Origin of the sequence: Epilithonimonas sp., from assembly GCF_032055105.1 — a bacterium.
Taxonomy (GTDB): Bacteria; Bacteroidota; Bacteroidia; order Flavobacteriales; family Weeksellaceae; genus Epilithonimonas.
On the sequence record NZ_DAMBRK010000008.1, the window covers coordinates 35,083 to 59,783 of the forward strand.

20 protein-coding genes are annotated in these 24,701 nt (G+C 36.1%); 12 read left to right on the forward strand and 8 right to left on the reverse strand.

Translation table 11 applies throughout. The features are described 5' to 3' along the window. Window position 1 precedes the first annotated feature (1 nt). Both RTY06_RS08485 and RTY06_RS08490 read left to right on the forward strand, forming a co-directional pair. On the forward strand, window positions 2-850 hold the full coding sequence (locus RTY06_RS08485; protein WP_312824217.1) for a transketolase: 849 nt from the start codon (window positions 2-4) through the stop codon (window positions 848-850). 11 nt (window positions 851-861) lie between these two features. Then, window positions 862-1,815, forward strand: coding sequence for a transketolase C-terminal domain-containing protein (locus RTY06_RS08490; protein WP_312824218.1), 954 nt, complete (start codon window positions 862-864; stop codon window positions 1,813-1,815). An 89-nt stretch (window positions 1,816-1,904) separates the two neighbouring features. Here the strand turns inward: RTY06_RS08490 and RTY06_RS08495 are convergent, their stop codons facing one another. After that, the gene (locus tag RTY06_RS08495; RefSeq protein ID WP_312824219.1) at window positions 1,905-2,654 is read right to left on the reverse strand and encodes an NrtR DNA-binding winged helix domain-containing protein; all 750 of its coding nucleotides are present in this window, start codon (window positions 2,652-2,654) and stop codon (window positions 1,905-1,907) included. 454 nt (window positions 2,655-3,108) lie between these two features. Between RTY06_RS08495 and RTY06_RS08500 the strand changes: the two genes are divergently transcribed. The 9 genes from RTY06_RS08500 to RTY06_RS08540 all read left to right on the forward strand — a co-directional run bounded on the left by RTY06_RS08500 (window position 3,109) and on the right by RTY06_RS08540 (window position 17,158). After that, entirely contained in the window at window positions 3,109-5,370 is a 2,262-nt protein-coding gene (locus RTY06_RS08500) for a TonB-dependent receptor (protein WP_312824220.1), read from the forward strand. A gap of 10 nt (window positions 5,371-5,380) precedes the next feature. Next, window positions 5,381-7,672 carry a glycoside hydrolase family 3 N-terminal domain-containing protein gene (locus RTY06_RS08505; RefSeq protein WP_312824221.1) on the forward strand — a complete coding sequence of 764 codons (2,292 nt, stop codon included), beginning with the start codon at window positions 5,381-5,383 and terminating at the stop codon, window positions 7,670-7,672. A gap of 65 nt (window positions 7,673-7,737) precedes the next feature. After that, window positions 7,738-9,336: a DUF1593 domain-containing protein gene (locus RTY06_RS08510; RefSeq protein WP_312824223.1), complete on the forward strand. Its 1,599-nt coding sequence runs from the start codon at window positions 7,738-7,740 to the stop codon at window positions 9,334-9,336. Between the two features lie 285 nt (window positions 9,337-9,621). Then, the gene (locus tag RTY06_RS08515; protein WP_312824224.1) at window positions 9,622-10,788 is read left to right on the forward strand and encodes an esterase; all 1,167 of its coding nucleotides are present in this window, start codon (window positions 9,622-9,624) and stop codon (window positions 10,786-10,788) included. A gap of 367 nt (window positions 10,789-11,155) precedes the next feature. Beyond that, window positions 11,156-12,034 (forward strand): alpha/beta hydrolase, encoded by an 879-nt coding sequence (locus RTY06_RS08520; RefSeq protein ID WP_312824226.1) that lies wholly within the window; start codon window positions 11,156-11,158, stop codon window positions 12,032-12,034. A 14-nt stretch (window positions 12,035-12,048) separates the two neighbouring features. Then, window positions 12,049-12,498: a hypothetical protein gene (locus tag RTY06_RS08525; RefSeq protein ID WP_312824228.1), complete on the forward strand. Its 450-nt coding sequence runs from the start codon at window positions 12,049-12,051 to the stop codon at window positions 12,496-12,498. 23 nt (window positions 12,499-12,521) lie between these two features. Further along, a complete protein-coding gene (locus tag RTY06_RS08530; protein WP_312824229.1) occupies window positions 12,522-13,073 on the forward strand; it encodes a hypothetical protein in 552 nt (183 codons plus the stop codon). A 12-nt stretch (window positions 13,074-13,085) separates the two neighbouring features. After that, the gene (locus RTY06_RS08535; protein WP_312824231.1) at window positions 13,086-15,542 is read left to right on the forward strand and encodes a glycoside hydrolase family 3 N-terminal domain-containing protein; all 2,457 of its coding nucleotides are present in this window, start codon (window positions 13,086-13,088) and stop codon (window positions 15,540-15,542) included. Window positions 15,543-15,736: 194 nt separating this feature from the next. Beyond that, window positions 15,737-17,158: a sugar MFS transporter gene (locus tag RTY06_RS08540; protein WP_312824232.1), complete on the forward strand. Its 1,422-nt coding sequence runs from the start codon at window positions 15,737-15,739 to the stop codon at window positions 17,156-17,158. 50 nt (window positions 17,159-17,208) lie between these two features. Here the strand turns inward: RTY06_RS08540 and RTY06_RS08545 are convergent, their stop codons facing one another. From RTY06_RS08545 to RTY06_RS08555, 3 genes are read right to left on the reverse strand one after another with little or no spacing between them, the layout of a single operon-like run. Continuing rightward, the gene (locus RTY06_RS08545) at window positions 17,209-17,898 is read right to left on the reverse strand and encodes a hypothetical protein (RefSeq protein ID WP_312824233.1); all 690 of its coding nucleotides are present in this window, start codon (window positions 17,896-17,898) and stop codon (window positions 17,209-17,211) included. 1 nt (window position 17,899) lies between these two features. Beyond that, window positions 17,900-18,379, reverse strand: coding sequence for a hypothetical protein (locus RTY06_RS08550; RefSeq protein ID WP_312824234.1), 480 nt, complete (start codon window positions 18,377-18,379; stop codon window positions 17,900-17,902). After that, the gene (locus RTY06_RS08555) at window positions 18,372-19,214 is read right to left on the reverse strand and encodes a ParA family protein (RefSeq protein ID WP_312824236.1); all 843 of its coding nucleotides are present in this window, start codon (window positions 19,212-19,214) and stop codon (window positions 18,372-18,374) included. Before RTY06_RS08555 ends, RTY06_RS08550 begins: the two co-directional genes overlap by 8 nt. Before the next feature lie 335 nt (window positions 19,215-19,549). On the opposite strand from RTY06_RS08555, the gene RTY06_RS08560 reads away from it, so the two are divergent. Further along, window positions 19,550-20,134 (forward strand): DUF6261 family protein, encoded by a 585-nt coding sequence (locus RTY06_RS08560; protein ID WP_312824238.1) that lies wholly within the window; start codon window positions 19,550-19,552, stop codon window positions 20,132-20,134. A gap of 158 nt (window positions 20,135-20,292) precedes the next feature. Here the strand turns inward: RTY06_RS08560 and RTY06_RS08565 are convergent, their stop codons facing one another. The 4 genes from RTY06_RS08565 to RTY06_RS08580 all read right to left on the reverse strand — a co-directional run bounded on the left by RTY06_RS08565 (window position 20,293) and on the right by RTY06_RS08580 (window position 24,687). Further along, on the reverse strand, window positions 20,293-20,838 hold the full coding sequence (locus tag RTY06_RS08565; protein WP_312824240.1) for a hypothetical protein: 546 nt from the start codon (window positions 20,836-20,838) through the stop codon (window positions 20,293-20,295). Between the two features lie 60 nt (window positions 20,839-20,898). After that, the gene (locus tag RTY06_RS08570) at window positions 20,899-22,353 is read right to left on the reverse strand and encodes an LptF/LptG family permease (protein WP_312824242.1); all 1,455 of its coding nucleotides are present in this window, start codon (window positions 22,351-22,353) and stop codon (window positions 20,899-20,901) included. A gap of 188 nt (window positions 22,354-22,541) precedes the next feature. Then, window positions 22,542-24,158, reverse strand: a complete 1,617-nt coding sequence (locus RTY06_RS08575; protein ID WP_312824244.1) for an NADP-dependent glyceraldehyde-3-phosphate dehydrogenase — start codon at window positions 24,156-24,158, stop codon at window positions 22,542-22,544. A 145-nt stretch (window positions 24,159-24,303) separates the two neighbouring features. Further along, window positions 24,304-24,687 (reverse strand): hypothetical protein, encoded by a 384-nt coding sequence (locus RTY06_RS08580; protein ID WP_312824245.1) that lies wholly within the window; start codon window positions 24,685-24,687, stop codon window positions 24,304-24,306. Window positions 24,688-24,701: the final 14 nt, after the last annotated feature.

A 24,701-nucleotide genomic window follows, 5' to 3' on the forward strand; every position in this document is an offset into this window, starting at 1 on the left:
TATGGCTCACGATATTTCAAAACTTCAAAGTATCGCTTCTCAGGTGAGGAGAGATATTGTAAGAATGGTTCACGCTTGTCAATCCGGACATCCTGGTGGATCGCTTGGTTGTACAGACTTTTTGGTTGCATTGTATTTTGATGCGATGAAACGTAAAGAAGACTTCGATATGAAAGCTAAAGGAGAAGATGCTTTTTATCTTTCTAATGGCCATATTTCACCTGTTTTTTATAGTGTTTTGGCGCACGCTGGTTATTTTGACAAATCAGAATTAGCCACTTTCAGAAAACTGAATTCCAGATTGCAAGGTCATCCAACAACGCACGAAGGTTTACCAGGTGTCAGAATCGCTTCTGGTTCTTTGGGACAAGGTTTGTCTGTGGCAATTGGTCACGCTATTGGTAAAAAATTAGATAAAGATGAGAACTTGGTTTTTAGCCTTCACGGTGATGGAGAATTACAGGAAGGTCAAAACTGGGAAGCAATTATGTATGCTTCTCACAACAAAGTTGATAATTTAATTGCAACTGTAGATTACAATGGACAGCAAATTGATGGACCAACTTCTAAAGTTCTTTCTTTAGGCAATCTTAAAACAAAATTCGAAGCGTTTGATTGGAAAGTTCTTGCAGTAGAAAACGGAAACGATTTTGAAGAAATAGTTAAAGTTCTGGACGAAGCAAAATCTCTAACTGGAAAAGGACAACCAATCTGTATTCTTTTGAAAACAGAAATGGGCTACGGTGTAGATTATATGATGGGAACGCACGCTTGGCACGGAAAAGCGCCTAACGATGAGCAATTGCAAAAAGCATTAGACCAATTAGAAGAAACTTTGGTTGATTACTAAAACTAATAACAATGAAAAAATATACATACACAGAAAGTAAAGATACCAGAAGCGGATTTGGAGCTGGATTGGCAGAATTGGCGGACAAAAATCCTGATGTTGTTGCACTTTGTGCCGACCTTATTGGTTCTTTAAAAATGGAAAAATTTATAGAAAAAGCACCGGAAAGATTTTTCCAAATCGGAATTGCAGAAGCGAATATGATCGGAATTGCTGCAGGTTTGGCAATCGAAGGTAAAATCCCATTCACTGGTACTTTTGCGAACTTTTCTACAGGTAGAGTTTATGACCAGATTCGTCAGTCGGTTGCTTATTCTGATAAAAATGTGAAAATTTGTGCGTCTCACGCAGGATTAACTTTGGGTGAAGATGGCGCAACACATCAGATTTTAGAAGATATTGGATTAATGAAAATGCTTCCTGGAATGACAGTAATCAATACTTGTGATTATAATCAAACCAAAGCTGCAACTATTGCAATTGCAGAACACCACGGTCCGGTTTATTTGAGATTCGGAAGACCTGTAATTCCTGTTTTTACGGATGAAAATCAAACATTCGAAATTGGAAAAGCTTGGATGGTAAACGAAGGGAAAGATGTAACAATCGTTGCAACTGGGCACTTGGTTTGGGAAGCGATTAAAGCTGGAGAAATATTGGAGGCAGAAGGAATTGATGCGGAAATTATTAATATTCACACCATCAAACCTTTGGATTCTGAAGCGATTTTAAAATCAATCAAAAAAACAGGTTGCACTGTAACAGCAGAAGAGCACAACAGATTGGGCGGACTTGGTGACAGCGTTGCACAAGTTTTGACAACAGAATATTATGTTCCTCAAGAATATGTTGCGGTAAATGACAGCTTTGGAGAAAGTGGTTCTCCAGCAGAATTGATGGACAAATACGGCTTGAATGCGGAAGCAATTGTAAAAGCTGTGAAGAAAGCTATTTCTAGAAAATAATAGTGAAATTTAACAAAAAAAAATTCCGAACTTTGTTTGGAATTTTTTTGATTTTTAGAAAAATAGAAATATTTTAAAGGAAAATCTGTTTACCAGTTAACCAAACCACTTTCCAGGGCTTTGTTATAATTTTCTTCATCAAAAGAATAGAGATCTGGAGCTTTGTGTGCGCCTCCGCGTCTTTGTTCATCCAGTTTTCTAAGTATTCCTAGATTCTTTATTTTTCGGTAGAAATTACCACGATTCAATTCTTTTCCTAAAATTACTTCATATAGTTTTTGGAGTTCAGAAAGCGTAAACTTTTCGGGAAGAAGATTATACCCAATTGGTTTGATAGAGATTTTTTCTCTCAAAGTCAACAATGCTTTTTCTATAATTTCTCGGTGATCCATAGCAATATCTATCTTGCCCAATTGATCAAGATAGATCCATTCACAAGCATTACTCAAGTCATCTTTTACAAGGGTAGTATTAGACGGATTGTATAAAGCTAAATAACCAATAGAAATAAAACGTTGTTTGTGGAAAAGCGTTTCGTCAAAATCTTCGAAGAAGAATTCGCTTCTGTCTTTTTTACCAAAAATTCCAAATTCTTCCAAGTAGGCATCAGTAATACCTGCTCTTTCTTTTAAAATTCTTATTACAGCATCATCCAAATCTTCATCCTTTCTAACATAACCGCCTGGTAATAGCCATTTTTCGCGGTAATTCATTTGTAGCATAAGAACTTTAAGACCATTGTTTTCAAAACCGAAAATGACAGGGTCTACGGATAGATGAGGTAAATAAATTTCTTTTGCTTCATCGGAACGAAGCAAAATCTGCTGTTTAGAATCCATTTGTTTTTTTAAGTCTATATAGGCAAATTTAGCATTAATTTCAGTTAATATAAGAATAATGCGTTCTAAGCTGTAAAAATGGTAAATATTTTATTTGATTATCTCATTGATTCTTATTGAATCAATGAGATTTTTAATTTTAAAACCATTATAAACTATTGATTATTAATTATTTATTGTGAATGTTAATTTTTCTTAATATTTATTTGTTAGTTATAAAAATTTAATGTACAATTGTAATGCTTCATTATGAAACATTGATTTGCCATCATTGAAGTAGAGAAAATAATAGAATATAATAGAGAAATTTTTAGTACCACAAATTCGATTTCAGGCTGATATAATTCAGAAGTAAACTCCTTAAATATCATTGTGTTATTTACAACTTTATATTTTGATGTTGCTATATCTCTTGTTGTTTTTTCAAAAGAAAATTAAAAATATATAATAGAAAATGAGAAAATCAACTTTGAAAATTTCAGCTTTAGGACTGATACTTTCATTTGCCACAGCTTTTGGTCAAGAGAAGACAGATAGTCTGGCTGTAAAAAACGCTTTGAAAGAAGCTTCAAAAACTCAGGAAGGTGTAAAAACCGTTACTTCATCCAAAGAAGACAACAACAGAAACGTAATGTTAAATGCAGCCAACAACACGAGTCCAAGAGACGTGAATATCGGTTTGCCGGCAACCGTTGGAGGTATTACAATCCTTGAAAACGACTTGCCATCCGTTTACTTTTTCTGGCCTGAACTTCCCAATAAAACCTGGAGACAAAGTGTAGGTCTTGAAAGAACCGGACTTTTGAAAATGGACCAATTAGCGAACACAATGGGTGACCTTGGTTTTGCGGTTAATTCTTATTCTCAAACGGGAACTAAAGATTTTAAATTAAAAGGAAAATTCACCACGAGTAATTTTGGATGGTTGCAAGGTGATGTGAATGTTTCCGGACCGATTTCTAAAAACGGTTGGACGTACACAGTTGGTGCTTTTGCGAATTATGACCCGAGTACTTTCAAGTTAGGATTCAACAGAAATGCAGATGAAACCAAGATTTTCAGAGCAGGAGTTACCAAATATTTCAATGATGATAAAGGTAAAATCTCAATTTTATATAAATACGCAGATTCTTTCAATGTAGGAAACTACGCAGTTTTCCAATATGGAGCGGAAGGAAAAGTAACTGAGCTTGACAATTTCAGAATCGGTAGAGATTCTTATGTTGTGAACGACGGACAAATCAGAATGAAAGACATTCTTTCAGGACAGGATTACTGGGCTGGAATGAGCGGGAAAGACAACAGAACTTCTTCTCACAACATCGATATTTTCGGAAATTATTTGTTAAATAACGGCTGGAATTTCAAATTCTCAACAAGAGCGCATTTTGCAACAGCGAGAATGTCAACCATTATTCCTTTGAGTATTTTCAATGCTGATGCTTCTGCAGGTTATACTTTGGCTTCAAACGGTCAGGCTTACGCAGGTCCCGTTGGAACTCAGTTGGCGATGCACACGCCGGAAACTCCGATTACCAATATCGCAGGTCGTTTTTCATTAAACAAGCAAATCGGAAATCACAATGTGACGGTTGGTTTGTTGGAACAATATTATAACATCGATAAATTCACTTCAAACCGTTCGTTCTTCTTCCAGACTGTTGGAGCGCAACCTCAAAGATTGATTGGCCCGAACACCGATAGCTACGGATTCTACAATTATAACTCTGGAGGAGAATTTCACAGCGGAACAGAAAATAAACTTTCAGTTTATGCAAACGATGAATGGAAAATTTCTGATAACTTTAATTTAAGCTACGGGTTACATTTAAGAAATCAAATCATTGACGGACAATATTCTACGACACCAAGAATACAAAATTTTGTTTTTGGAGCTAATGATTTCCAGAATATCAAAGAAAACTGGTTCCACGTTGCAGGAAGTTTGAATGCAACTTATAATATTAACAAAAACTTCGGGCTTTTAGCCAACTTTCTATATACCGAAGAAAACAGAAGATTAGAGAGTTATTCTCAGCCATTCACGCCAGATACAGGGAAAATCAAAAGTCCATTGGGAGCGTTTGGAGTTTTCTGGAATACCAATTTCATTCAGTTGATTTCTCAGGCAACCTGGTTAACGAAAAACGGATATTTAGGAAGATACAACCTTGTAAATCCTAGCAACACAACTCAGGTAAGCGTTGCTCAGGTAGATTACAGCATTCAGACTTTGGGTTGGACGACTGATTTTGTTTTGAAGCCTTTCAAAGGATTCAATTTACACTATTTGATTACATTCCAAAATCCAGTTTATAAAGATTTTGCATTTGATGCTTTTGGACAGAATTACAATTATGGAGACAAAAACGTAGTTGGAGTGGCAAAAACATTAATGGAAATCGACCCGAGTTACACAACAGGGAAATTCAGATTCTGGGCAAGTTTCAGGTATTTCTCTAAGCAATATGCAAGTATTACCAACGCATTGTATTTTGCTCCAAGATGGGAAACTTTCGGGGGTGTGAATTATACAGTTAACAAAAATATCAACCTTGGTGCAACAGTTATCAACTTCCTGAACCAAAGAGGTGCAAGTGGAACGATTAACGGTGCCGAATTGATTACAGATGCAAGTCAATATTACGGAAGATTGTTGACGGGAACGTACATTATGCCATTAACAGGGCAAATCTCAGTAAGCTTTAATTTCTAAAATTTAAACAATGAAAAGAACGGTTTTAAATGTTGCTACATTATTTTTAGGAGTAACAGCATTCGCACAAAACATTCAGACAGTTACGAATTCTAAAGGTCCTGTCTTAGGATATTCTTCAGATTCTGGTGTTAAAATTCTGACGGTTGGCGGAAATAAATTTAAAGATTTAAACAGAAACGGAAAACTCGATAAATACGAAGACTGGAGACTTCCTGTTGACGAAAGAGCGAAAGATTTGGCTTCAAAAATGTCTATCGAACAGATTGCAGGTTTGATGTTATACAGCGGTCACCAATCCGTTCCTGCTCCTGCAGACGGTTTCAGAGCAGGAAAATATAACGGAATGTTGTACAAAGAAAGCGGTGCTAAAGCTTCTGATTTAACAGACCAGCAAAAGAAATTTTTAAAGGAAGACAATCTTCGTCACGTTTTGGTAACAACGGTTGAATCTCCTGCAATTGCTGCACAATGGAGTAACAATATCCAGGCTTATATTGAAGGTTTAGGATTGGGAATTCCTGCGAATAACAGTACCGACCCAAGACATTCTGCAACTGTAACCGCTGAATTTAATGAAGGAGCAGGCGGACAGATTTCTCTTTGGCCTGATGGTTTGGCAATGGGAGCAACTTTCGACCCTGAATTAGTTAGAAAATTCGGAAATATCGCTGCTCAGGAATACAGAGCTTTAGGAATTTCAACGGCTTTATCTCCACAAATCGATTTAGGAACAGAACCGCGTTGGTACAGAATCGCTTATGTATTTTCTGAAAGTCCGGAATTAACGGCTGATTTAGGAAGAGGTTATATTGATGGTTTTCAGACAACAATCGGAAATAAAAACGGTTGGGGAAACAAAAGTGTGAATGCAATGGTAAAACACTGGCCTGGAGGCGGACCTGAAGAAGGTGGTCGCGATGGTCACTGGGCGATGGGAAAATTTGCGGTTTATCCGGGAAATAATTTCCAAAACCACGTAAAACCTTTTACTGAAGGTGCTTTCAAATTAAATGGAGGGACTAAAGAAGCTTCTGCGGTGATGCCTTATTACACGATTAGTTTTAATCAGGATACTAAAAACGGCGAAAACGTTGGAAATGGTTACAGCAAATACTTAATCACAGATTTACTTCGTGGAAAATATAAATATGATGGTGTAGTTTGTACAGACTGGCTCATTACAGCAGACGAACCAAAAACACCGGGCGGATTTGCAGGAAAACCTTGGGGAGCTGAAAAATTATCTATTGCTGAACGTCACTATAAAGTTTTGGAAGCAGGTGTTGACCAGTTTGGAGGAAATAATGATAAAGGACCAGTTTTGGAAGCTTATCAAATGGGCGTAAAAGAACACGGCGAAAAAGCTTATCGTGCAAAATTTGAGCAGTCTGCAATTCGTTTGTTGAGAAACTTCTTCAGAACAGGATTATTTGAAAATCCTTACGTCAACGTCGAAGAAACCAAGAAAATCGTTGGTAACCCTGAATTTATGAAAGCAGGTTACGAGGCTCAGGTAAAATCTATCGTAATGTTGAAAAACAAAGCGAATGTTCTTCCTATCAAAGAAAGAAAAACGGTTTATATTCCAAAAAGATATTCTCCAGCAACGTTCAACTGGTGGGGAATTTACACGGCTCCGTCTTTGGATTTCCCTGTTGACATTGAGAAAATCAAAAAACATTTCGATGTAACTGAAGACCCTGCAAAAGCTGATTTTGCATTGGTTTTTGTGAAAAGTCCTCACAGTGAAGAAGGTGGTTACAGCGACATCGATGCTGCAGAAGGTGGAAACGGTTATTTGCCAATTTCTCTTCAATATCAGACTTATACAGCAACTGAAGCTCGTGAGAAAAGTATTGCAGCGGGAGATCCTGTTGTTGCACCCAATGTACACGACAGAACATTCAAAAATAAAACTTCAACGGTTACCAATTTCACAGATTTGTTGACGATTGAAAATACGTACAAAGCAATGAAAGGAAAACCTGTGATTGTTTCTGTAACGGCTTCAAAACCGATGGTTTTTAATGAATTTGAAGGTCACGTTGATGCGATTTTGATGAATTTCAATGTGTCAAATCAGGCTGTTGTGGATATCGTAACCGGAAAATACGAACCTTCAGGATTGCTTCCGCTTCAGATGCCTGCAAATATGGCGACTGTTGAAAAGCAGAAAGAAGACGTGCCTTACGATATGGAAACACACAAAGATTCCGAAGGTCATAACTACGATTTCGGATACGGAATGAACTGGTCTGGTGTAATTAAAGACGCAAGAACAGAGAAATATAAAAAGTAATTGAAAAGATTCTGAGTCTGTATTCTACGGACTCAGAATTTTATTTTTTATCTAAAAGAAAATCAATGAAAATTAATTTCAAAACCTATAAAAAAGTTCAGAATCTTACTTTTGGTTTCCTGATGATGAGTTCCATTTTTGGACAGGCTCAAACAGTTTCCAATCAAGAAAGACCGAGAATTATTATCACTGCCGACCCCGAATTGGATGACAGCAATTCGATGATTCGTTTTTTGCTGTACAGTTCAGATTTGGATATTGACGGATTGGTTTATGCAAGCAGCGCATTTCACTGGAAAGGTGACGGAAAAGGTACCAAATGGTTTGTTCCGAGCAGAGAATATTCAAGATTCGGAACGGGAATTTGCCCTTGCGAATCCTGGAGATGGGGTGAAGATGAAAAATTCATTCACGATGCGGTGGATGCTTATGCAAAATCGTATTCCAATTTAAAAATCCACAACCCGAATTATCCTTCTCCTGAAGTTTTAAAATCAAAAATCAAATACGGAAATATTGAATTTGATGGCGATATTTCTAAAGATTCCGAAGGTTCAAATTTAATTAAAGCTGCTATTCTCGATGACAAACCAGGCAAATTATATGTCACAGCTTGGGGCGGATTGAGTACGATTGCGAGAGCTTTAAAATCCATTCAGGAAGAATTTGAAAATACAACAGATTGGGAGAAAATTCAGACTAAAGTCGCGAGAAAATTGGTTATTTTACCTTCGGGCGACCAAGATGATACTTACGCTTCTTACATCAAACCAAACTGGCCAAAACTGGATTACAGAGAATTTGTGGATGGACCAAACTACGGTTACACAGCTCCTTTGAAAGCAAGTCCTGAAAATGCAAAATATTTCTCCGCCGACTGGATGAAAAAAAATATCTCCAACAAAGGAGCTTTTGGTGAATTGTACAGAGTTTGGGGTGACGGAAAGCAGATGGTAAAAAATGACATCGTCGATTTCTTCGGATTTTCAGGCATAACTGCCGAAGAACTGAAAAAACAGGGATACAAAGTCTGGATGCCGTTGCAACCAAAAGGTTCTTTCTTAAGTGAAGGCGACAATTTTACCTTTATGAATATGCTCGGAAACGGATTACGTGCTTACGAATCTGGTTCTTATGGCGGTTGGGGCGGAATTGAACCTGCTTCAAAAGCCAGCTCCAATATGTTTTTTGACAACGCAGCTGACGGAAATAACAGCGCAGAAGCAATGGCAAATTCGATGGCTTCAAAAGAAAAATCGGAGAAAGAATTGGCTTTTCCCAACTTTTTACCACAAGCTATGAATGATTTTGCAGCGAGATTAACTTGGTCAATTACGCCGACTTTTTCCAAAGCGAATCACGAACCGATTGTAAAAATTTCAGGTCCGACAAATATCCGTTCTTCAGCAGGCGAAAAAGTTCCTTTATATGGTTCTGTAACTGACCCTGACGGAAATAAAGTGACTGTAAAATGGTGGCAATTCAAGCAAGCGGGAACGTATAACGGCGATGTTGAAATTTCAAAATCAGACAGTTTAAATCCCGAAATCATTGTTCCAAAAACAGCAAAAAGCGGACAAACCATTCACTTGATTTTAGAAGCAACAGACAACGGAACTCCAGCATTAACGAGATATCAGCGAGTTATAATTACGATAAGATAGTGTTTCAAATCTGATCAGAATTAAAGAAAAATGATTCATAATTGATACTAATGAATGTCTTAAAACCGGACATTTTTCGTCCGGTTTTTTAAGCAAAACTTATTTTTCTTAATGAAAATAAACAAAGTTTATTCTTAAAATATTTCAACATTAAGGATTTAAGAAATACCATAATTATTAAAAATTAAGAAATCAATAGATTGATTTTTATTAAGATACATTAAGTAAATGCTCTTTAAAACTTAATTACTTAATGTTTAAAATTAAAATACACACAATTAAAATATGAAAATCAAATACACAATCTATTCATTAATGCTTGGTTCATTAATGTTTGCTCAGGAAAGCCTCGATTTCAGTGGAAAGAAAAACTTAATTTCTCCCGAAATTAATGGTCAGAATGTTACTTTTCGTTTGCTCGCTCCCAATGCGAACAGCGTAAAATTACAGGGAAACTGGTTTCCTTCAAAAGGAATGGAGCCGGGTTCTGTTGATTTACAAAAAGACAAAGACGGAGTTTGGAGTTTTTCAAAAAATGATTTCAATCCGGATATTTATACTTATTCATTCATTGTTGATGGCGTAAAAGCAAACGACCCAAACAATTCTTATCAGGTTCGTGATGTTTCGTCGGTGATGAGTATGATTTTAATTGACGGAAAACAATCCGAAAATTACAAAGTTCAAAACGTTCCTCATGGAACAGTTTCCAAAAGATGGTACAAATCAAACGGACTGAAAGAAGACAGAAGATTAACCGTTTACACACCTCCGAATTACGAAAATTCTAAAGAAAAATTCCCTGTTTTATACTTATTGCACGGAATGGGCGGTGACGAAGAAGCGTGGATGACTTTGGGAAGAGCATCACAGATTTTAGATAATTTGATTGCTCAAGGAAAAGCAAAACCAATGATTGTTGTAATGCCAAACGGACACACTAGCAATTCCGCAGCGCCTGGCGAATCTTCAAAAGGTTTGTACAAAATCGATATGAGAACGCCGGATATTTTCTCAGGCGATATGGAAACGTATTTCAAAGAAATTATGGATTTCACAGAATCGAATTACCGGGTAAAAGCCAATGCCAAAAACCGTGCGGTTGCAGGACTTTCGATGGGTGGTTTACATTCGTTGTACATCTCTGCCAATCAGCCGAAAACCTTCGATTATGTAGGTCTGTTTTCTCCTGCAATTCTTCCGCCTGACGAAAAGAAAAGTCCGGTTTACCAGAATTTAGATTCAAAACTGAAAACCCAGCAAACCAACGATTATAAATTGTACTGGATAGCCATTGGAAAAACAGATTTTCTCTATAAAAACGTCACAGAATACCGTCAGAAACTTGACAAAATGAACTTCAAATATCAATATGTAGAATCCGAAGGCGGTCACACTTGGAGCAATTGGAGAACATATTTGAATGAGTTTGTTCCACAATTGTTCAAGTAAAATATCAAATATTTGGGCAGCTTAATCCGCCTGTAGTTTATCCTGAGCTTGTCGAAGGGCTCCCAATCTTTTTTGCAGACGATTTCTTTTTAAATATAACTAAAGTACAAGCAAAAAAGGATTTCCGCTCAAGTCGGGCTGCGAGAGATTCGCTGTTAAAAAATTAGCAGAATGTTTGTCATTCAGAGCGAAACGAAGTGAAGCGTGGAATCTAAACTGAGATTCCTACGGAATGACAAACTAACTGTCAATTTATTGCGGTCTTCGCTGAGTGAAACGCCTTTGCGAACGAAAATATACAGAGTAATTAAAAAAAAACCTTTGCGCTCTTTGCGTTAAAATTTTTTACAATCAAAACAAATTAAAAATGAAAAAATTCATCATAGCAAGTTTATTTCTTGCAGGTTTAACGAGCATCAACGCTCAAAAATCAATTCCATTATACAAAGGAAAAGCTCCTGGAACAGAAAACTGGACGCAGAAAGAAGCACAGCAATTCAACGAACTGTTTAAAACAGAAGTTGTTTTCAATGTTACACAACCTTCAATTTTAGTTTTCGAAGCTGATAAAGCAAAAGCAAACGGAACTGTTGTCGTTGTTGCTCCGGGTGGTGGTTTCCAGAGTTTGTCAATCAACCGAGAAGGAATTGATATGGCAAAGAAACTTGCTGAAAACGGAATTACGGCAGTTGTTTTAAAATACAGATTATTGGAAACAAAATCCAATGACCCTGCCAAAGAAATGATGGAAAACATCAAAGACAGACCAGCGTTTGACAAGAGAACTGCGCCGATTAAAGTAATGGCAGGAGATGACATCAAAACAGCAATTTCTTATGTAAGAACTCACGCAAAAGAATTGAACATTAATCCTGAAAAACTTGGCGTAATCGGATTTTCTGCGGGAGCAAGTGTAATTTTAGAAAGCGTTCTTCACAGCAAAGATGCTTCAACATTACCAAATTTCGCAGCTTCAATTTATGGAGGACCAAGCCAGGAAATTTTAAATACTGAAATTCCGAAATTTCCACTTCCGTTATTTATTTGTGCGGCAAGTGATGACCAGTTGAAACTCGCTCCGAAGTCAGTTTTACTTTACAGCAAATGGCTTGAAGCAGGACAACCAACCGAACTTCATATCTACGAAAAAGGTGGTCACGGTTTCGGTATGGGAAAACAAAATCTCCCTGTTGACCAATGGTCTGATGTTTATTTAGATTGGTTACGATTCCACAAATTTTTATAGTTGAAATTTCATTTATGAAAACAATATTTACAAGCATTTTATCAGTGTTTGCAGGAGTTTCAATGTTTGCACAGACAACTTCCGTGCTTGCAGAAATGAATCAATTTGTAAAACCCCGTTATCGCGTTATCGTTGATAATGATTTCGGTGGCGACCCAGACGGACTTTTCCAGCTCGTTCATCAGATACTTTCGCCTTCTGCTGAAATAAAAGGAATTATTGGTTCACATTTAAAACCGAATGACCCTTTTGATAAATCGAATATCACAGCTGAAAATGCAGTAAAAAGAGTCAACGAAACATTGGAAGTAATGAATCTTAAAAACAAATTCAATGTTTTTCAAGGTTCAAATGACCAATTAAAAGATACCAAAACGCCAAACATTTCCGAAGGTGCAAAAGCGATTGTTGCAGAAGCAATCAAAGCCGATGAAAAAAATCCTTTGTTTGTGGTGCAGGTTTAACGGAAGTGGCAAGTGCTTATCTGATGGAACCAAAAATTGCTGACAAAATCGTGGTCGTTTGGATTGGCGGTCCCGAATATCTAGATTTATCAACGCCGCCTCCCGGATTTACGCCTTTAGAATACAATCTCGGAATTGATATCAAGGCAGGACAAGTTGTTTTCAATGAATCCAATTTAAACATCTGGCAAATCCCGAGAAATGCTTACAGACAGACTTTGATGTCTTACGGAGAACTCATCACCAAAGTCAAACCTGAAGGAAAAACAGGTGCTTATCTCACCAAGAAAATCGAAGATTTAATGGAAAGAGTTCAGAAACTCAATTTCCATATTGGAGAAACTTACATTATGGGAGATTCGCCTTTGGTTTTGGTGACGGCTTTACAGTCTTCGTTTGAAGCAGATTCTTCATCAAGTTCTTACGTCCTGAAAAATGCTCCGAAAATCGATGATAATGGTTTGTATCAATACAATCCGAAAGGAAGAAACATCAGAGTTTATACACAATTGGACACTCGACTGATGTTCGAGGATTTCTACACAAAACTAAAATTATTCAACAAAAAAAATTAAAAATATAGTATTATGAACAAGAACGAAACTTCTTTACTATTACTCTCAAAAAAAGCAAAATTTGCAGGATTGTTTCTAGCTTTATTAGCAGTTTCGCCTTTTGCAAAAGCTCAAAATAACCCGAGCGTTACCGTTGGTGGAAAAACCTTCAAAGACCTCAATAAAAATGGAAAATTGGATGTTTGGGAAGATACAAGACTTTCGGTGGACAAAAGAATTGATGCCATCATCAAACAAATGACCAACGAGGAAAAAGTAAATCTTCTCATCGGAACAGGAATGCCCGGAATTGAAGTTCTGACAGGTCCCGTTGGAGATTCAAAACAAGGTTTGGTTCCCGGAGCTGCTGGTGGAACGGATTCTTTTCACAGATTCGGAATTCCTGCTACGATTGTTGCTGATGGTCCTGCAGGTTTGAGAATTGCGCCGACTAGAGAAAATGATTCAAAAACCTATTATGCAACGGCATTTCCTGTGGGAACTGCTTTAGCTTCGACTTGGAATAAAACTCTTTTGGAACAGGTTGGAAAAGCAATGGGAAATGAAGTGAAAGAATATGGTGTGGATGTACTTTTAGCTCCGGCTTTAAATATCAACAGAAATCCATTGAACGGAAGAAACTTCGAATATTATTCTGAAGACCCTTTAGTTTCAGGGAAAACTGCAGCAGCAGTCGTGAACGGAATTCAGTCTCAAGGTGTGGGAACTTCAATTAAACATTTCGCAGCGAATAACGAAGAAACCAACCGTTTAACCATCAATGCTCACGTTTCTGAAAGAGCAATGAGAGAATTGTATCTGAGAAATTTCGAAATCACGGTTAAAGAATCTCAACCTTGGACGGTAATGTCTTCTTATAACAAAGTGAATGGCGTTTATACTTCAGATTCAAAAGATTTACTAACTCAGGTTTTGAGAAACGAATGGGGCTTCAAAGGAATTGTAATGACCGACTGGTTCGGTGGTTTTCCAGGTTTTGAATCCATTAGAAGCGGAGGAATTTCAGATGTTGTTAAACAGATGAATGCAGGAAACGACCTTTTGATGCCTGGAATTCCGGCACAGAAAAAAGTGTTGTTGGAAGCTTTAAACTCAGGGAAATTATCTCAGGAAGTCGCCAACCTCAATGTGAAAAGAATCCTGGAATATGTTTTCAAAACGCCAACTTTCGCTCAATACAAATACAGCAACAATCCGAATTCCACTCAAAACGCAGAAACGACAAGAAATGCTGCTGCAGAAGGAATGGTTTTGCTTAAAAACGAACAGAATGCTTTGCCTTTCGCTAATAAACAGAAAGAAGTTTCTTTATTCGGAGTAACTTCTTACGCTTGGATTACGGGTGGAACGGGAAGTGGAAGTGTGAACAACAAACACACGGTTTCTCTTTTGGAAGGTCTGAATTCTGCAGGTTACAAATTAGACAAAGAATTGGTTGATTTGTACAAACCTCACGCAGAAAAAGAAGCCGCAGCAGAATTAGTTGAAAGAAAGAAAAAAGGAATTCTTGGACTTCCTGGAAGATTGGGCGAAATGAAATTTGACGATGCTTTCTATGCTAAAAAAGCAGAAACTTCTGAGATTGCTTTTGTGACTTTGGGAAGAAACTCTGGTGAAGGTGGTGATAGAGTTGTGAACGAAGATTTCAACTTGGCAACAGAAGAAATCGAAATGCTGGATAAAATCTCCAAAGCGTTCCACACAAAAGGGAAAAAAGTTGTTGTAATTTTAAATATCGGAGGTGTTATCGAAACGGCTTCTTGGAAAGATAAAGTCGATGGAATTCTTTTGGCTTGGCAACCGGGTCAGGAAGGTGGACATTCTGTTGCAGACGTGATTTCTGGAAAAGTAAATCCTTCCGGAAAATTGACGATGACTTTCCCTGTGAATTACGCAGACCACGCTTCAGCGAAGAATTTCCCGGGAATTCCTGCGGACAATCCGAAAGATGTGACGTATCAGGAAGGTGTTTATGTTGGATACCGTTATTTCAATACATTTGGCGTAAAACCTTCTTATGAATTCGGTTATGGGAAATCTTATACAGATTTTGCTTATTCGAATATTAAAACCAATTCAACAACTTTTAACAACAAATTAGAAGTTACGGTTGATGTAAAAAATACAGGAAAAGTTGCAGGAAAAGAAGTGGTGGAATTGTACATTTCAGCTCCGGGAAAAAATATCGACAAACCAAAATCTGAGTTGAAAGCTTACGCTAAAACCAAAGATTTGAAACCGGGAGAATCTCAAACGATTACTTTGACTTTGAATCCAAAAGATTTAGCATCATTTGAAACAGCAAAATCTGCGTGGATTGCAGAGGCAGGAAGTTACAAAGTATCTGTTGGAGCATCTTCTTTAGACATCAAACAGACTGCAGAATTCTCTGTTCCAAAAGAATTGGTTGTGGAGAAAGTTCAGCATATTTTGCCTGCGGATGAGAAGTTTGAGGATTTGAAGCCGTAAAAACAAGTTCTCGCAGATTGAGCAAATTTTGCAGATTCTTTTTTTAATCTGCGCTATCTGTAAAATCTGCGGGAGATTTCAATCAAATTAAATAATCAATATTAAACTTGACTTTTAATGACAAATTTAATGTTTCAAAATAATATATTATCAACAAAAGGGGCTATCTTTAGCCTCTTTTAAAATAAAAATATATGGCGAATAATGAAGTTGGAACAAAAAGGAATTATACGGTTCCTTTGGTTACGATTACACTTTTATTTTTTATGTGGGGGTTCATCACGTGTATGAATGATATCCTCATTCCTTATCTGAAACAGCTTTTCAAACTGTCGTTCTTCGAATCGATGTTGGTGCAGTTTTGTTTCTTTGGAGCTTATTTTATTGGCTCATTAATTTACTTTTTAATTTCAACCACCAAAGGCGACCCGATTGATAAAGTCGGTTACAAAAAAGGAATCCTTTTCGGGATTTTCTTGGCGGCATTTGGTTGCGTATTGTTTTTTCCTGCAGCGAGTTTAGCTTCTTATCCATTATTTTTAGGAGCTTTATTCATTTTAGGACTTGGCTTCACAGTATTGCAGATTACAGCAAATGCTTACGTTTCACTTTTGGGACCGGAAGATTCTGCATCCAGCCGACTGAATATGACTCAAGCTTTTAACGCTTTTGGAACTACGATTGCGCCGGTTTTGGGAGGACATTTGATTTTCGAATTGTTTTCTGAGGCAGATGGTTCTTTCTCTGCTGCAGCAACTAAGATTCCTTATTTGATTTTTGCGGGGATTCTATTGTTGGTAGCTTTGATTATCTCTAGAGTTAAATTACCAGATTTCAAAGTAGCTGGGGAAGAAGTCGTGAAAGGTTTTGGAGCTTTGCAACACAACCATTTGAAGTTCGGTGTTTTGGCAATGTTCTGTTATGTTGGTGGAGAAGTTGCCGTTGGAAGTTTCATCATCAGCTTTTTGGAACAACCACAAGTGATGAATCTTACCGAGTCTGTAAGTAAAAACTACCTTTCTCTATACTGGGGTGGAGCGATGATTGGACGTTTCTTAGGCGCCATTTCATTGAATCATTCTATCAGCCAAAGTAAGAAAGCTTTGTATATGTTAGGTGCGGCTGCGGCTGTTTTCTTGGTGATTTTCAGTATTGTGGATTTGACGTTTGCACAGATTAGTTTCTTCTTGGTATTTATTGCTTTGAACTTCGTGGCATTCTTTATCGGGAAATCTGCTCCGGCAAGAACCTTATCTATTTTTGCTGCAATAAATGTTGTATTATTAATTTCTGCAATGTTGACCGAAGGACCATTAGCAATGTACAGCATCTTAGGAATTGGGATTTTCAACTCTATTATGTTCTCTAATATCTATACATTAGCGATTTCCGGTTTAGGAAAATATACGAGCCAAGGTTCATCATTAGTAGTAATGGCCATCTTAGGAGGAGCAATTGTTCCGATTTTCCAAGGTTATTTGGCAGATACTTTTGGAGTACAGCATTCCTTTATTATTCCTGTGTTCTGTTATCTTGTGATTTTGATTTTTGGTGGGTATTGTACTAAATATCTTAGCCACGTAAAACAAGATGCAGATGCTAAGTCTGGACATTAAGATTTTACTTTATAAATATGAAAACCTGCTGTTGAGCAGGTTTTTTTGTTTTATTCTTCTATTTTCATAATAGTAGGTCTAAGCTCTTTTAATATACCCATCAAAATAATATCGCGATTACTGTGGTGAATCTGATGAAATCTACCATTAAACTTGTCTGATAATAAAAATAGATAAGCAGGAATTAAACTTAGATAAATAGTTTTAATTTTTTCCGCCTCTTTTTTTTGATATTTGGGCAATAAATCTAAAGCATCAATCTGGGCCATGTTAATTTTTTCAGCCGCATGAACATCTTTGCACAAATCTTTATAGATACTATGTATTAAATCAAATTGTAACTTTTGTGGATTACTTGAAAAATAAGGCAAAGCTTTTATTTTGTTAAAAATCTCATAAACACTTTTTTCTCTTTCAATATCCGTAAGCTCATTCATTGTAAAAGCTTTAAGAAAACACTCTATCGAGCTTCGTAATGAAAAGCGAGCCGATTTATAAGATCCACTCATGATGTGAAATAGTGCAGTTGCTATATCAGAATTAGCTTCTTTTAAAAAAACAAATTGATTTTCAGTAAAACTATTTTCAAACTCAATTGTTGCAACAAAAAAAGAATAGTATTTTTTATGACAAGTTGAAATAAAAGCTATATAATCTTTATTAGTTAAAAGATTTTTAAGTGAAAAGTTATCTATGTAATCTTTAAGATGCTCAAGATCATTCTTTAAAAATCTAGACATATTATAAATTACTTATTATATCATTCCATGAAAAATCAGTACTTTTTTTAGCTTCTTTAATTTTTTTGACATTATTGGTATCGCTAAACAAAAATCTCAGATGCTTATATAAATCGTCTAATCTTTCACTTTCTGTATTTGATACTTCACAAACAATCCATCCAATATATTCTGTTCTAGATCTTTTAGCTGCTCTGCTAGGTTTTAATTGCAATATCTGTTCTGCAAATTCAAGCATGTCATTATTACTTTTGAATAATTCAGTATCTTGTAATACATTAGGTAAAATTCCAACTAAAAATGTTTTTCCAGTTTGATCATTAAATTTTGAAGCATTTAAATGAAATGCATTATTTCTTTCATACGACAAATCTCTCAAAATATTTGAGATTTCTCTAAACGAAAAATTTTTATTACTTTCAACTAACCAAGATAGTTCCTCTAAGTAATTAGCGATTTGATTAATTTTATTCTTATTCATTCTGCAATCTAATTTTTAATTCACTTACTATTCCTGCTAATGAGGTCTTTATAGTTGTATCCTTACTGTCTAATATGAATTGCTTTTGAAGTTGCAATTTAGCGATTTCCGTTCTTTTAGGTAAATGTTTTTTATATAGCAATGACTTCCATCTCGCATTTTCTCTTACAAAAGATATAGCATCCCTAAAAATAGTTGAGTCCTGACGGTCGACCATCGTGATTACTAAACCTATACATTTTATTTGTAAATCATATGAATCTCTTTTCTGTTCAATAATATTTTCCAACAAATCAATACCAACAAATGAGATTGGGTCGGGTTTTACAGGAATTAGATAATAATCGCTTGCTATTAATGCACTAGTCATCCAAACAGAAGGTGTAGGTGGAGTGTCAATTAGAACAAAATCATATTTATTTTTTTTATTTAATTCTCTCAAATACTGTTTTAATCTATTCTCTCTACCAGTACCTGATGCCATATCTAATTTATATAATTCCAAATTACCTGGTAATATATGTAGATTATCAGAAAAATGAAATGGTTCAATATCTTTTAATTCTTTTGCATTTTCCTTAGTAGCACCACTAACAGTACTTAATTTAGATTTCACAGAATCATCGAAAATATTTATTATCGTGTCTCTATTTTCTTTTAAATATTCAACATATTCTTCTCCACTAAATAGACATTGCGTAGAATTAAATTGAGGATCAATATCAATTATTAATACTTTCAAGTCCTCTCGAGTACTTAAAAAATGGGCTAAATTTATGGTTAAAGTAGTTTTTCCTACTCCTCCCTTCATATTAATTAAACTAATGGTTTTCATATTATGTTACAAGTTTTAAATTTTTTCAAATATATGAACATTTATTTCAAGATTAAATTTTAAAATTTACTTTCCCCTCCAAACCCTCCGCTTGAAACTAACCCAACTCCGCCGGAAGTCACAAAACCCTAGTTTTGTAACAAAACAACTTTTACTTTGGTTTCCAAACGTGGGTTTTGTAACCAAACAACTTTGGCGGAAGTCGGAAAACCTTCGTTTTGTAACAAAATGACTTTTACTTTTGTTTCTCAACTATAGTTTTGTGACTAAAGAATATTTTTTATACATTTAAAACGTTTAAAAACTAAATTATTCACAAAAAAATTAATCATTACATGAAAATTACATTATCCAGGTTGAGCACCAAAGATTTGGCTACACTTGCTCAAAGAACCATCAATGTTTCAGAATCCGGAACTTATGCTGTCATCACAGCTCATCCATTATTAGCAGATCTCAAACTGAAATATACAGATTATGATGCCGTTTATGCAAAACAAATTTACAGTGGAAAAGGAGATTCGGTTGCTCAAGCTGACAAAGAAAGAGACGATGCTTTTTCTAACCTGAAAGGATTCTTAAATGGTTATAGAAAACTGTCGTCAGTTGCCAACCAACAATCTGCAGAAGACCTGTATCAGATTTTTAAATTGTTTGGTCTGGAGCTATATAAGTTAAGCTATTCCTCCCAAACAGCTCAAATGAAAAAGCTCATCGAGGAGTTGGAAAAACCAGAGAACAGCCAAAAACTGAATGACTTGAAAATAATGGCGGCTTTTGATGATATGAAAACCAAGCAGACAGATTTTGAAACACTCTTTGCAGAACAAGCTTCTGCCAATGCCGACCTTAGGAATCAGAAGAGTGCATCGGGAATCCGCAAAGATCTGGAAAAGTCTTTGAAATCTTTCCTCACCTAATCACCGCAATGAAAGATGTTTCCGATTGGAAATTGTTCTATGCCGATGTCAATGAGCTGGTAAAAGCGGCAAAGAATTCGAACAATTTGCCTCATAATAATGGAGAGGGTAATCTTCAATAAAATCAAAAAAGCAACCTATATTTGGTTGCTTTTGTTTTATTTAATCTTTTCCAATAGGTAAAGTTTACCACCAGAGAAAGCTTGCTTCGGCATCAGAGCGCCTTCCAGTATCATGGTTTTGTTATTGATATCGATAATAGAGATGTAATTGCTGGAGTTGATTTTCAGATAGTTTTCTTTCTCTTTGGTCAAAGGATTTTTTCCGAATTCGAAGTCGTACTTTTCCCAGCTCACCTTTTCCGTATTGCAATGCACAGGTTTGTATTTGGATTTTTTGGAATTGAAAATAATCTGATCAAATCCCTCTACGCACTCACTTTCGAAGGAGCTTTCTGGATTAGGATCATTGGTGAAAGCTTCAAAATCTCCTTTGTATACGCCTACTATTTTCCAAGTACCGTCTATTCGGTCTTCATCTATTTTGCCTTTGGCTTTGCTCACAGCCCAGCTTACTCCTTTTACAGTACCTTTCACGGTTTTGTAACCTAGTTTTGCAACGCCTGTTACGACCTTGGTTGCAGTAGAAACAATGCAAGATTGCAAAAGACCTATTACACAAATAGAAACTATTATTTTTTTCATAACATTCGTTTTTCTGATACGAATATAATGTTTTAATTAGGTTTTCTCCGAAAAAAATATTTATTGATAACGCTCGTGTTCTTTTGGTTTAGAAAACTTCTCGATAATTGGTTTGAAAAGCGCTTTGTACTTCTCTATATCAAATAACTGAGAATCTGTCAACGCTTTGTAGGTAATCCACACACTGAAAGGGAATAAGACCATGTTCGGGATCCAAGCAGCAATATAAGGGTTGATACCGCCTTTCCAAGAGATGTTTTCTACAGTAAGATTAAGGACATAAAAAATAATGAAAATCACAATGGCAATGATCACAGGAAGTCCCATTCCTCCTTTTCTAATGATAGATCCAAGGCTGGCACCAATCAAAAAGAAAATAATACAAGTGAAAGAGTAGGATACTATTCTTTGCTGATACATCACGATTTTGTTATGATTTTTTACAATATCTGAGATGCTATTTTGGTTAGACTCTATGCTGGACTTCAAAGATTCAATTTTGTTATAAGCGCCCCAAAGAACCTCCAGTTTTTTATCTTTTTTCAGCGTATCGATTTTGTAAGGTTCTTTTATAACCTTATCCACAGGTTTGGTTTTGTCGATATATTGGACAAAGTTATTGGTTTGCGAGATCACAGGAGAAGCCATCGCACTTACCGAGACAATGTTGCTTTTTCTGTTTTTAATAAGAGTTTGGTTGACCTCGCCATAAGTCTGGAAACGATAATCATCTGTGATTTTTTCTTTTTCAATGGCATTATTAATCAGCTCACTGATATCGAAGTGGTAAACCAAACTGTCATATTTTACCGACTGATTGGGTTGTTTTTTTCTTTCTTCGTAAGGTTTGTTGGAGATGTTATCTTCGTAAACGTATCCATCATAAAGAATCAGTTTCAGATAATTTCTATCTTCTGCATTAGCGAATTTTCCTTTTTTTGCAATAATGGTTTGCTGATTGTCGTATGGGCTTGCATTTTTGTGTAAGAAAACACCTTCTAGTTTTTCACCTTCTTTACCATAGATTTTATCAAATTTTACAGAGTACCCAGAAATTTGATCTATGAAAACTCCAGGAGTAAAATTGATGGCAGGCTTAGAAGATACAATATTGAACAGCATATTCTTGGCTTTTCTCTGAAAATCAGGAATAATGTTATTGGAAAATAAAAACAAAATTCCCGCAAGAAAAGAAACCGTAATCAATAATGGCATCATTACCCGAAGCAGAGAAATTCCCGCAGCTTTCATTGCAGCAAGCTCGTACCGTTCTCCGAAATCTCCAAATGTCATAATGGAGGAAAGTAGAATTGTAAGTGGTAAAACCATACTTACAACGCTCATCCCAAGATAGAAAAGCAGTTTTGTAATTTCGCCGTAGGTCAATCCTTTTCCAGTCAATTGAGACATCTGTGTCCAAATAATATTAACAATGAAAATGAAGAACAGTACACTGAAAATAAATAGAAATGGGCCGAAAAAAGTCTTGATTATATATTTGTCTAATTTTTTCAATTCAGAAATTTAGACTTCAAAAATACTGTAAAAAAAGCAATACTGAAATTGATTGTGTGATTTTAGGAAATTTTTAGAATTAAGTTGATGCAATAAGCATAAAAAATCCGCAATCATATCGATTGCGGATTTAATTTATTTATGATAGAAAGTCTATTATCTATCCGTCTATCATCTTTTAGTTTGATTTAAAAAATATAATCTGTACTCAGAAAATTAGAATCGTGATCTCTTACAATCGTGTTCAGTAACTCTTTATTCGAATCTGTCACTTTTGCTGCAACTAAAGAGCGAACTGAGAAAGATCTCAAAGCATCGAAAACAGAAAGTGTTCCTTCTGCACTATCTTTTCTTCCTGTGAATGGGAAAACATCTGGACCTCTTTGCGCCTGACAATTGATGTTGACACGGCTTACCAAATTTACAAACGGATCAATCAGTTTAGAAACCTCCAAAGCATCTTCGCTGAATATACTCACTTGCATCCCGTGGTCTGCGTTCACTTGATAATCAATCGGTTCGTCAATTGTTTCAAATGGGACAACAGGAATTACAGGTCCGAATTGCTCTTCGTGATACAATTTCATTTGGTCATTCACAGGATAAACTACAGCAGGGAAGAAGAATGAAGCGTCGTTATAACCACCATTTTCATTCAAAACTATAGCACCTTTTGATAAGGCATCATCAAGACATTCTTTCAAGTATGATGGTTTGTTAACTTCTGGAAGAGGCGTTATTTTCACGTCTTTTTCCCAAGGCAATCCACCTTTCAGAGCAGAAACAGCTTCAGACAATTTTTTCGTAAATTCTTCAGCAACTTCTTTCTGAACGAAAATCAATTTAAGAGCGGTGCAACGCTGTCCGTTAAAAGACAATGAACCTAAAATAATTTCGCTGACTGCAATATCCAGATTGGCATTTTTGGTGACAATCGCAGCGTTTTTGGCATCAAGACTTAGGATTGCTCTTAATCTGTTCACTTTTGGGTGCAGTTTTTTCAAACCATTAGCGACTTTACTCGAACCGATGAAAGCCAGAACATTCACTTTTCCACTTTCCATAATTGGTGTGATGATTTCCGAACCTTTTCCGTAAAGTGTGTTTACAGTTCCCTTTGGAAACGCTTCTTTGAAGGCATTCAGTAAAGGATAATGAGCTAGAACACCATGTTTTGGTAATTTGAATAAGATTGTATTTCCCATTATCAAAGCTGGAATCAATGTTGTGAAAATCTCATTCAAAGGGTAATTGAAAGGTCCCATACTTAGAACAACGCCAAGAGGTGCTCTTCTGATTTGAGCAATGGTTCCTTCGGCTTGTTGGAAACGAGAAGATTCTCTGTCTAGGTCTTTCAGAGCGTCAATGGTCTGATTGATATAGTCTACAGTTCTATCAAATTCCTTTGTAGAATCGGGTAGGGTTTTCCCAATTTCCCACATCAATAATTTAATAACCAAATCTCGTTGCTGGATCATTAGATAAACAAACTTCTGCATACATTTGATTCTACCTTCGACTGACATTGTTGGCCATTCGCCGAGTCCATTGTCGTACGCTTTTACGCTGGCTTCCAAAACGTCAAGCGCTTCTTTTGGGCCAATGTTAGGAATAGTTCCCAAGAGTTTTCTTTCCAACCCATTTTCTGAAGGGATGCAAACCGGTGAATAGATTTCGGTAACATCACCGTCCCATTGTACCAATTCTCCGTTCAGAAGATATTCTCTTTGATGGATTACTGGAACTTGGTATTCTTCTGGGATTTCTTTTTTGAATAGATTGTCAAATGTTTGTGCTGAACTCATAGTTTTTTATTTTAAATATCATTTTTAGTTACAATAAAGTTAGAACTTATAATCGATTTTTAATATTAAATAAATAGGATTTATAAAATCTTAATAATTAAAAATTAACATCATTGTTGAGTTTTATAATGAATTAAAAACTGGCCTATTTTGTTGACTTAATAGCCCAAAATAATAGCAAAGGTTGCATAAATAATCTTGCCAATCTTTTATTGTCTGTATTGAGGCCAAAGCTGTCTCGTCTGTTTTTGTATTGGGCAATGTTTCCGGGGAAAACGGCTGTGAATAAACCTGCAGCTATTTCTCCAATTATAGGTTCATATTTTTTAGGTGAGGCGATGATGGCAGTTCCCACAGCTATTTCTACAATTCCCGAATAGACGACGGTATCGTCTTTTTCTAACGGAACCCAGTCCGGAACTTGAGCCTGAAATTCTTTCCTTGCGAAAGTAAGATGTCCTATTCCAGCTGAGATAAGCATGGCGCCCAATCCGTATTTTGCGATTTTTTTGATGGTGTTTGATTTCATATTAAAGGATTTCC

Excerpts from the sequence above, each read along its gene's own strand:
- RTY06_RS08485 (WP_312824217.1), top strand. The coding sequence starts at position 2 with ATGGCTCACGATATTTCAAAACTTCAAAGTATCGCTTCTCAGGTGAGG.
- RTY06_RS08490 (WP_312824218.1), top strand. The coding sequence starts at position 862 with ATGAAAAAATATACATACACAGAAAGTAAAGATACCAGAAGCGGATTT.
- RTY06_RS08495 (WP_312824219.1), bottom strand. The coding sequence starts at position 2,654 with ATGGATTCTAAACAGCAGATTTTGCTTCGTTCCGATGAAGCAAAAGAA.
- RTY06_RS08500 (WP_312824220.1), top strand. The coding sequence starts at position 3,109 with ATGAGAAAATCAACTTTGAAAATTTCAGCTTTAGGACTGATACTTTCA.
- RTY06_RS08505 (WP_312824221.1), top strand. The coding sequence starts at position 5,381 with ATGAAAAGAACGGTTTTAAATGTTGCTACATTATTTTTAGGAGTAACA.
- RTY06_RS08510 (WP_312824223.1), top strand. The coding sequence starts at position 7,738 with ATGAAAATTAATTTCAAAACCTATAAAAAAGTTCAGAATCTTACTTTT.
- RTY06_RS08515 (WP_312824224.1), top strand. The coding sequence starts at position 9,622 with ATGAAAATCAAATACACAATCTATTCATTAATGCTTGGTTCATTAATG.
- RTY06_RS08520 (WP_312824226.1), top strand. The coding sequence starts at position 11,156 with ATGAAAAAATTCATCATAGCAAGTTTATTTCTTGCAGGTTTAACGAGC.
- RTY06_RS08525 (WP_312824228.1), top strand. The coding sequence starts at position 12,049 with ATGAAAACAATATTTACAAGCATTTTATCAGTGTTTGCAGGAGTTTCA.
- RTY06_RS08530 (WP_312824229.1), top strand. The coding sequence starts at position 12,522 with ATGGAACCAAAAATTGCTGACAAAATCGTGGTCGTTTGGATTGGCGGT.
- RTY06_RS08535 (WP_312824231.1), top strand. The coding sequence starts at position 13,086 with ATGAACAAGAACGAAACTTCTTTACTATTACTCTCAAAAAAAGCAAAA.
- RTY06_RS08540 (WP_312824232.1), top strand. The coding sequence starts at position 15,737 with ATGGCGAATAATGAAGTTGGAACAAAAAGGAATTATACGGTTCCTTTG.
- RTY06_RS08545 (WP_312824233.1), bottom strand. The coding sequence starts at position 17,898 with ATGTCTAGATTTTTAAAGAATGATCTTGAGCATCTTAAAGATTACATA.
- RTY06_RS08550 (WP_312824234.1), bottom strand. The coding sequence starts at position 18,379 with ATGAATAAGAATAAAATTAATCAAATCGCTAATTACTTAGAGGAACTA.
- RTY06_RS08555 (WP_312824236.1), bottom strand. The coding sequence starts at position 19,214 with ATGAAAACCATTAGTTTAATTAATATGAAGGGAGGAGTAGGAAAAACT.
- RTY06_RS08560 (WP_312824238.1), top strand. The coding sequence starts at position 19,550 with ATGAAAATTACATTATCCAGGTTGAGCACCAAAGATTTGGCTACACTT.
- RTY06_RS08565 (WP_312824240.1), bottom strand. The coding sequence starts at position 20,838 with ATGAAAAAAATAATAGTTTCTATTTGTGTAATAGGTCTTTTGCAATCT.
- RTY06_RS08575 (WP_312824244.1), bottom strand. The coding sequence starts at position 24,158 with ATGAGTTCAGCACAAACATTTGACAATCTATTCAAAAAAGAAATCCCA.
- RTY06_RS08580 (WP_312824245.1), bottom strand. The coding sequence starts at position 24,687 with ATGAAATCAAACACCATCAAAAAAATCGCAAAATACGGATTGGGCGCC.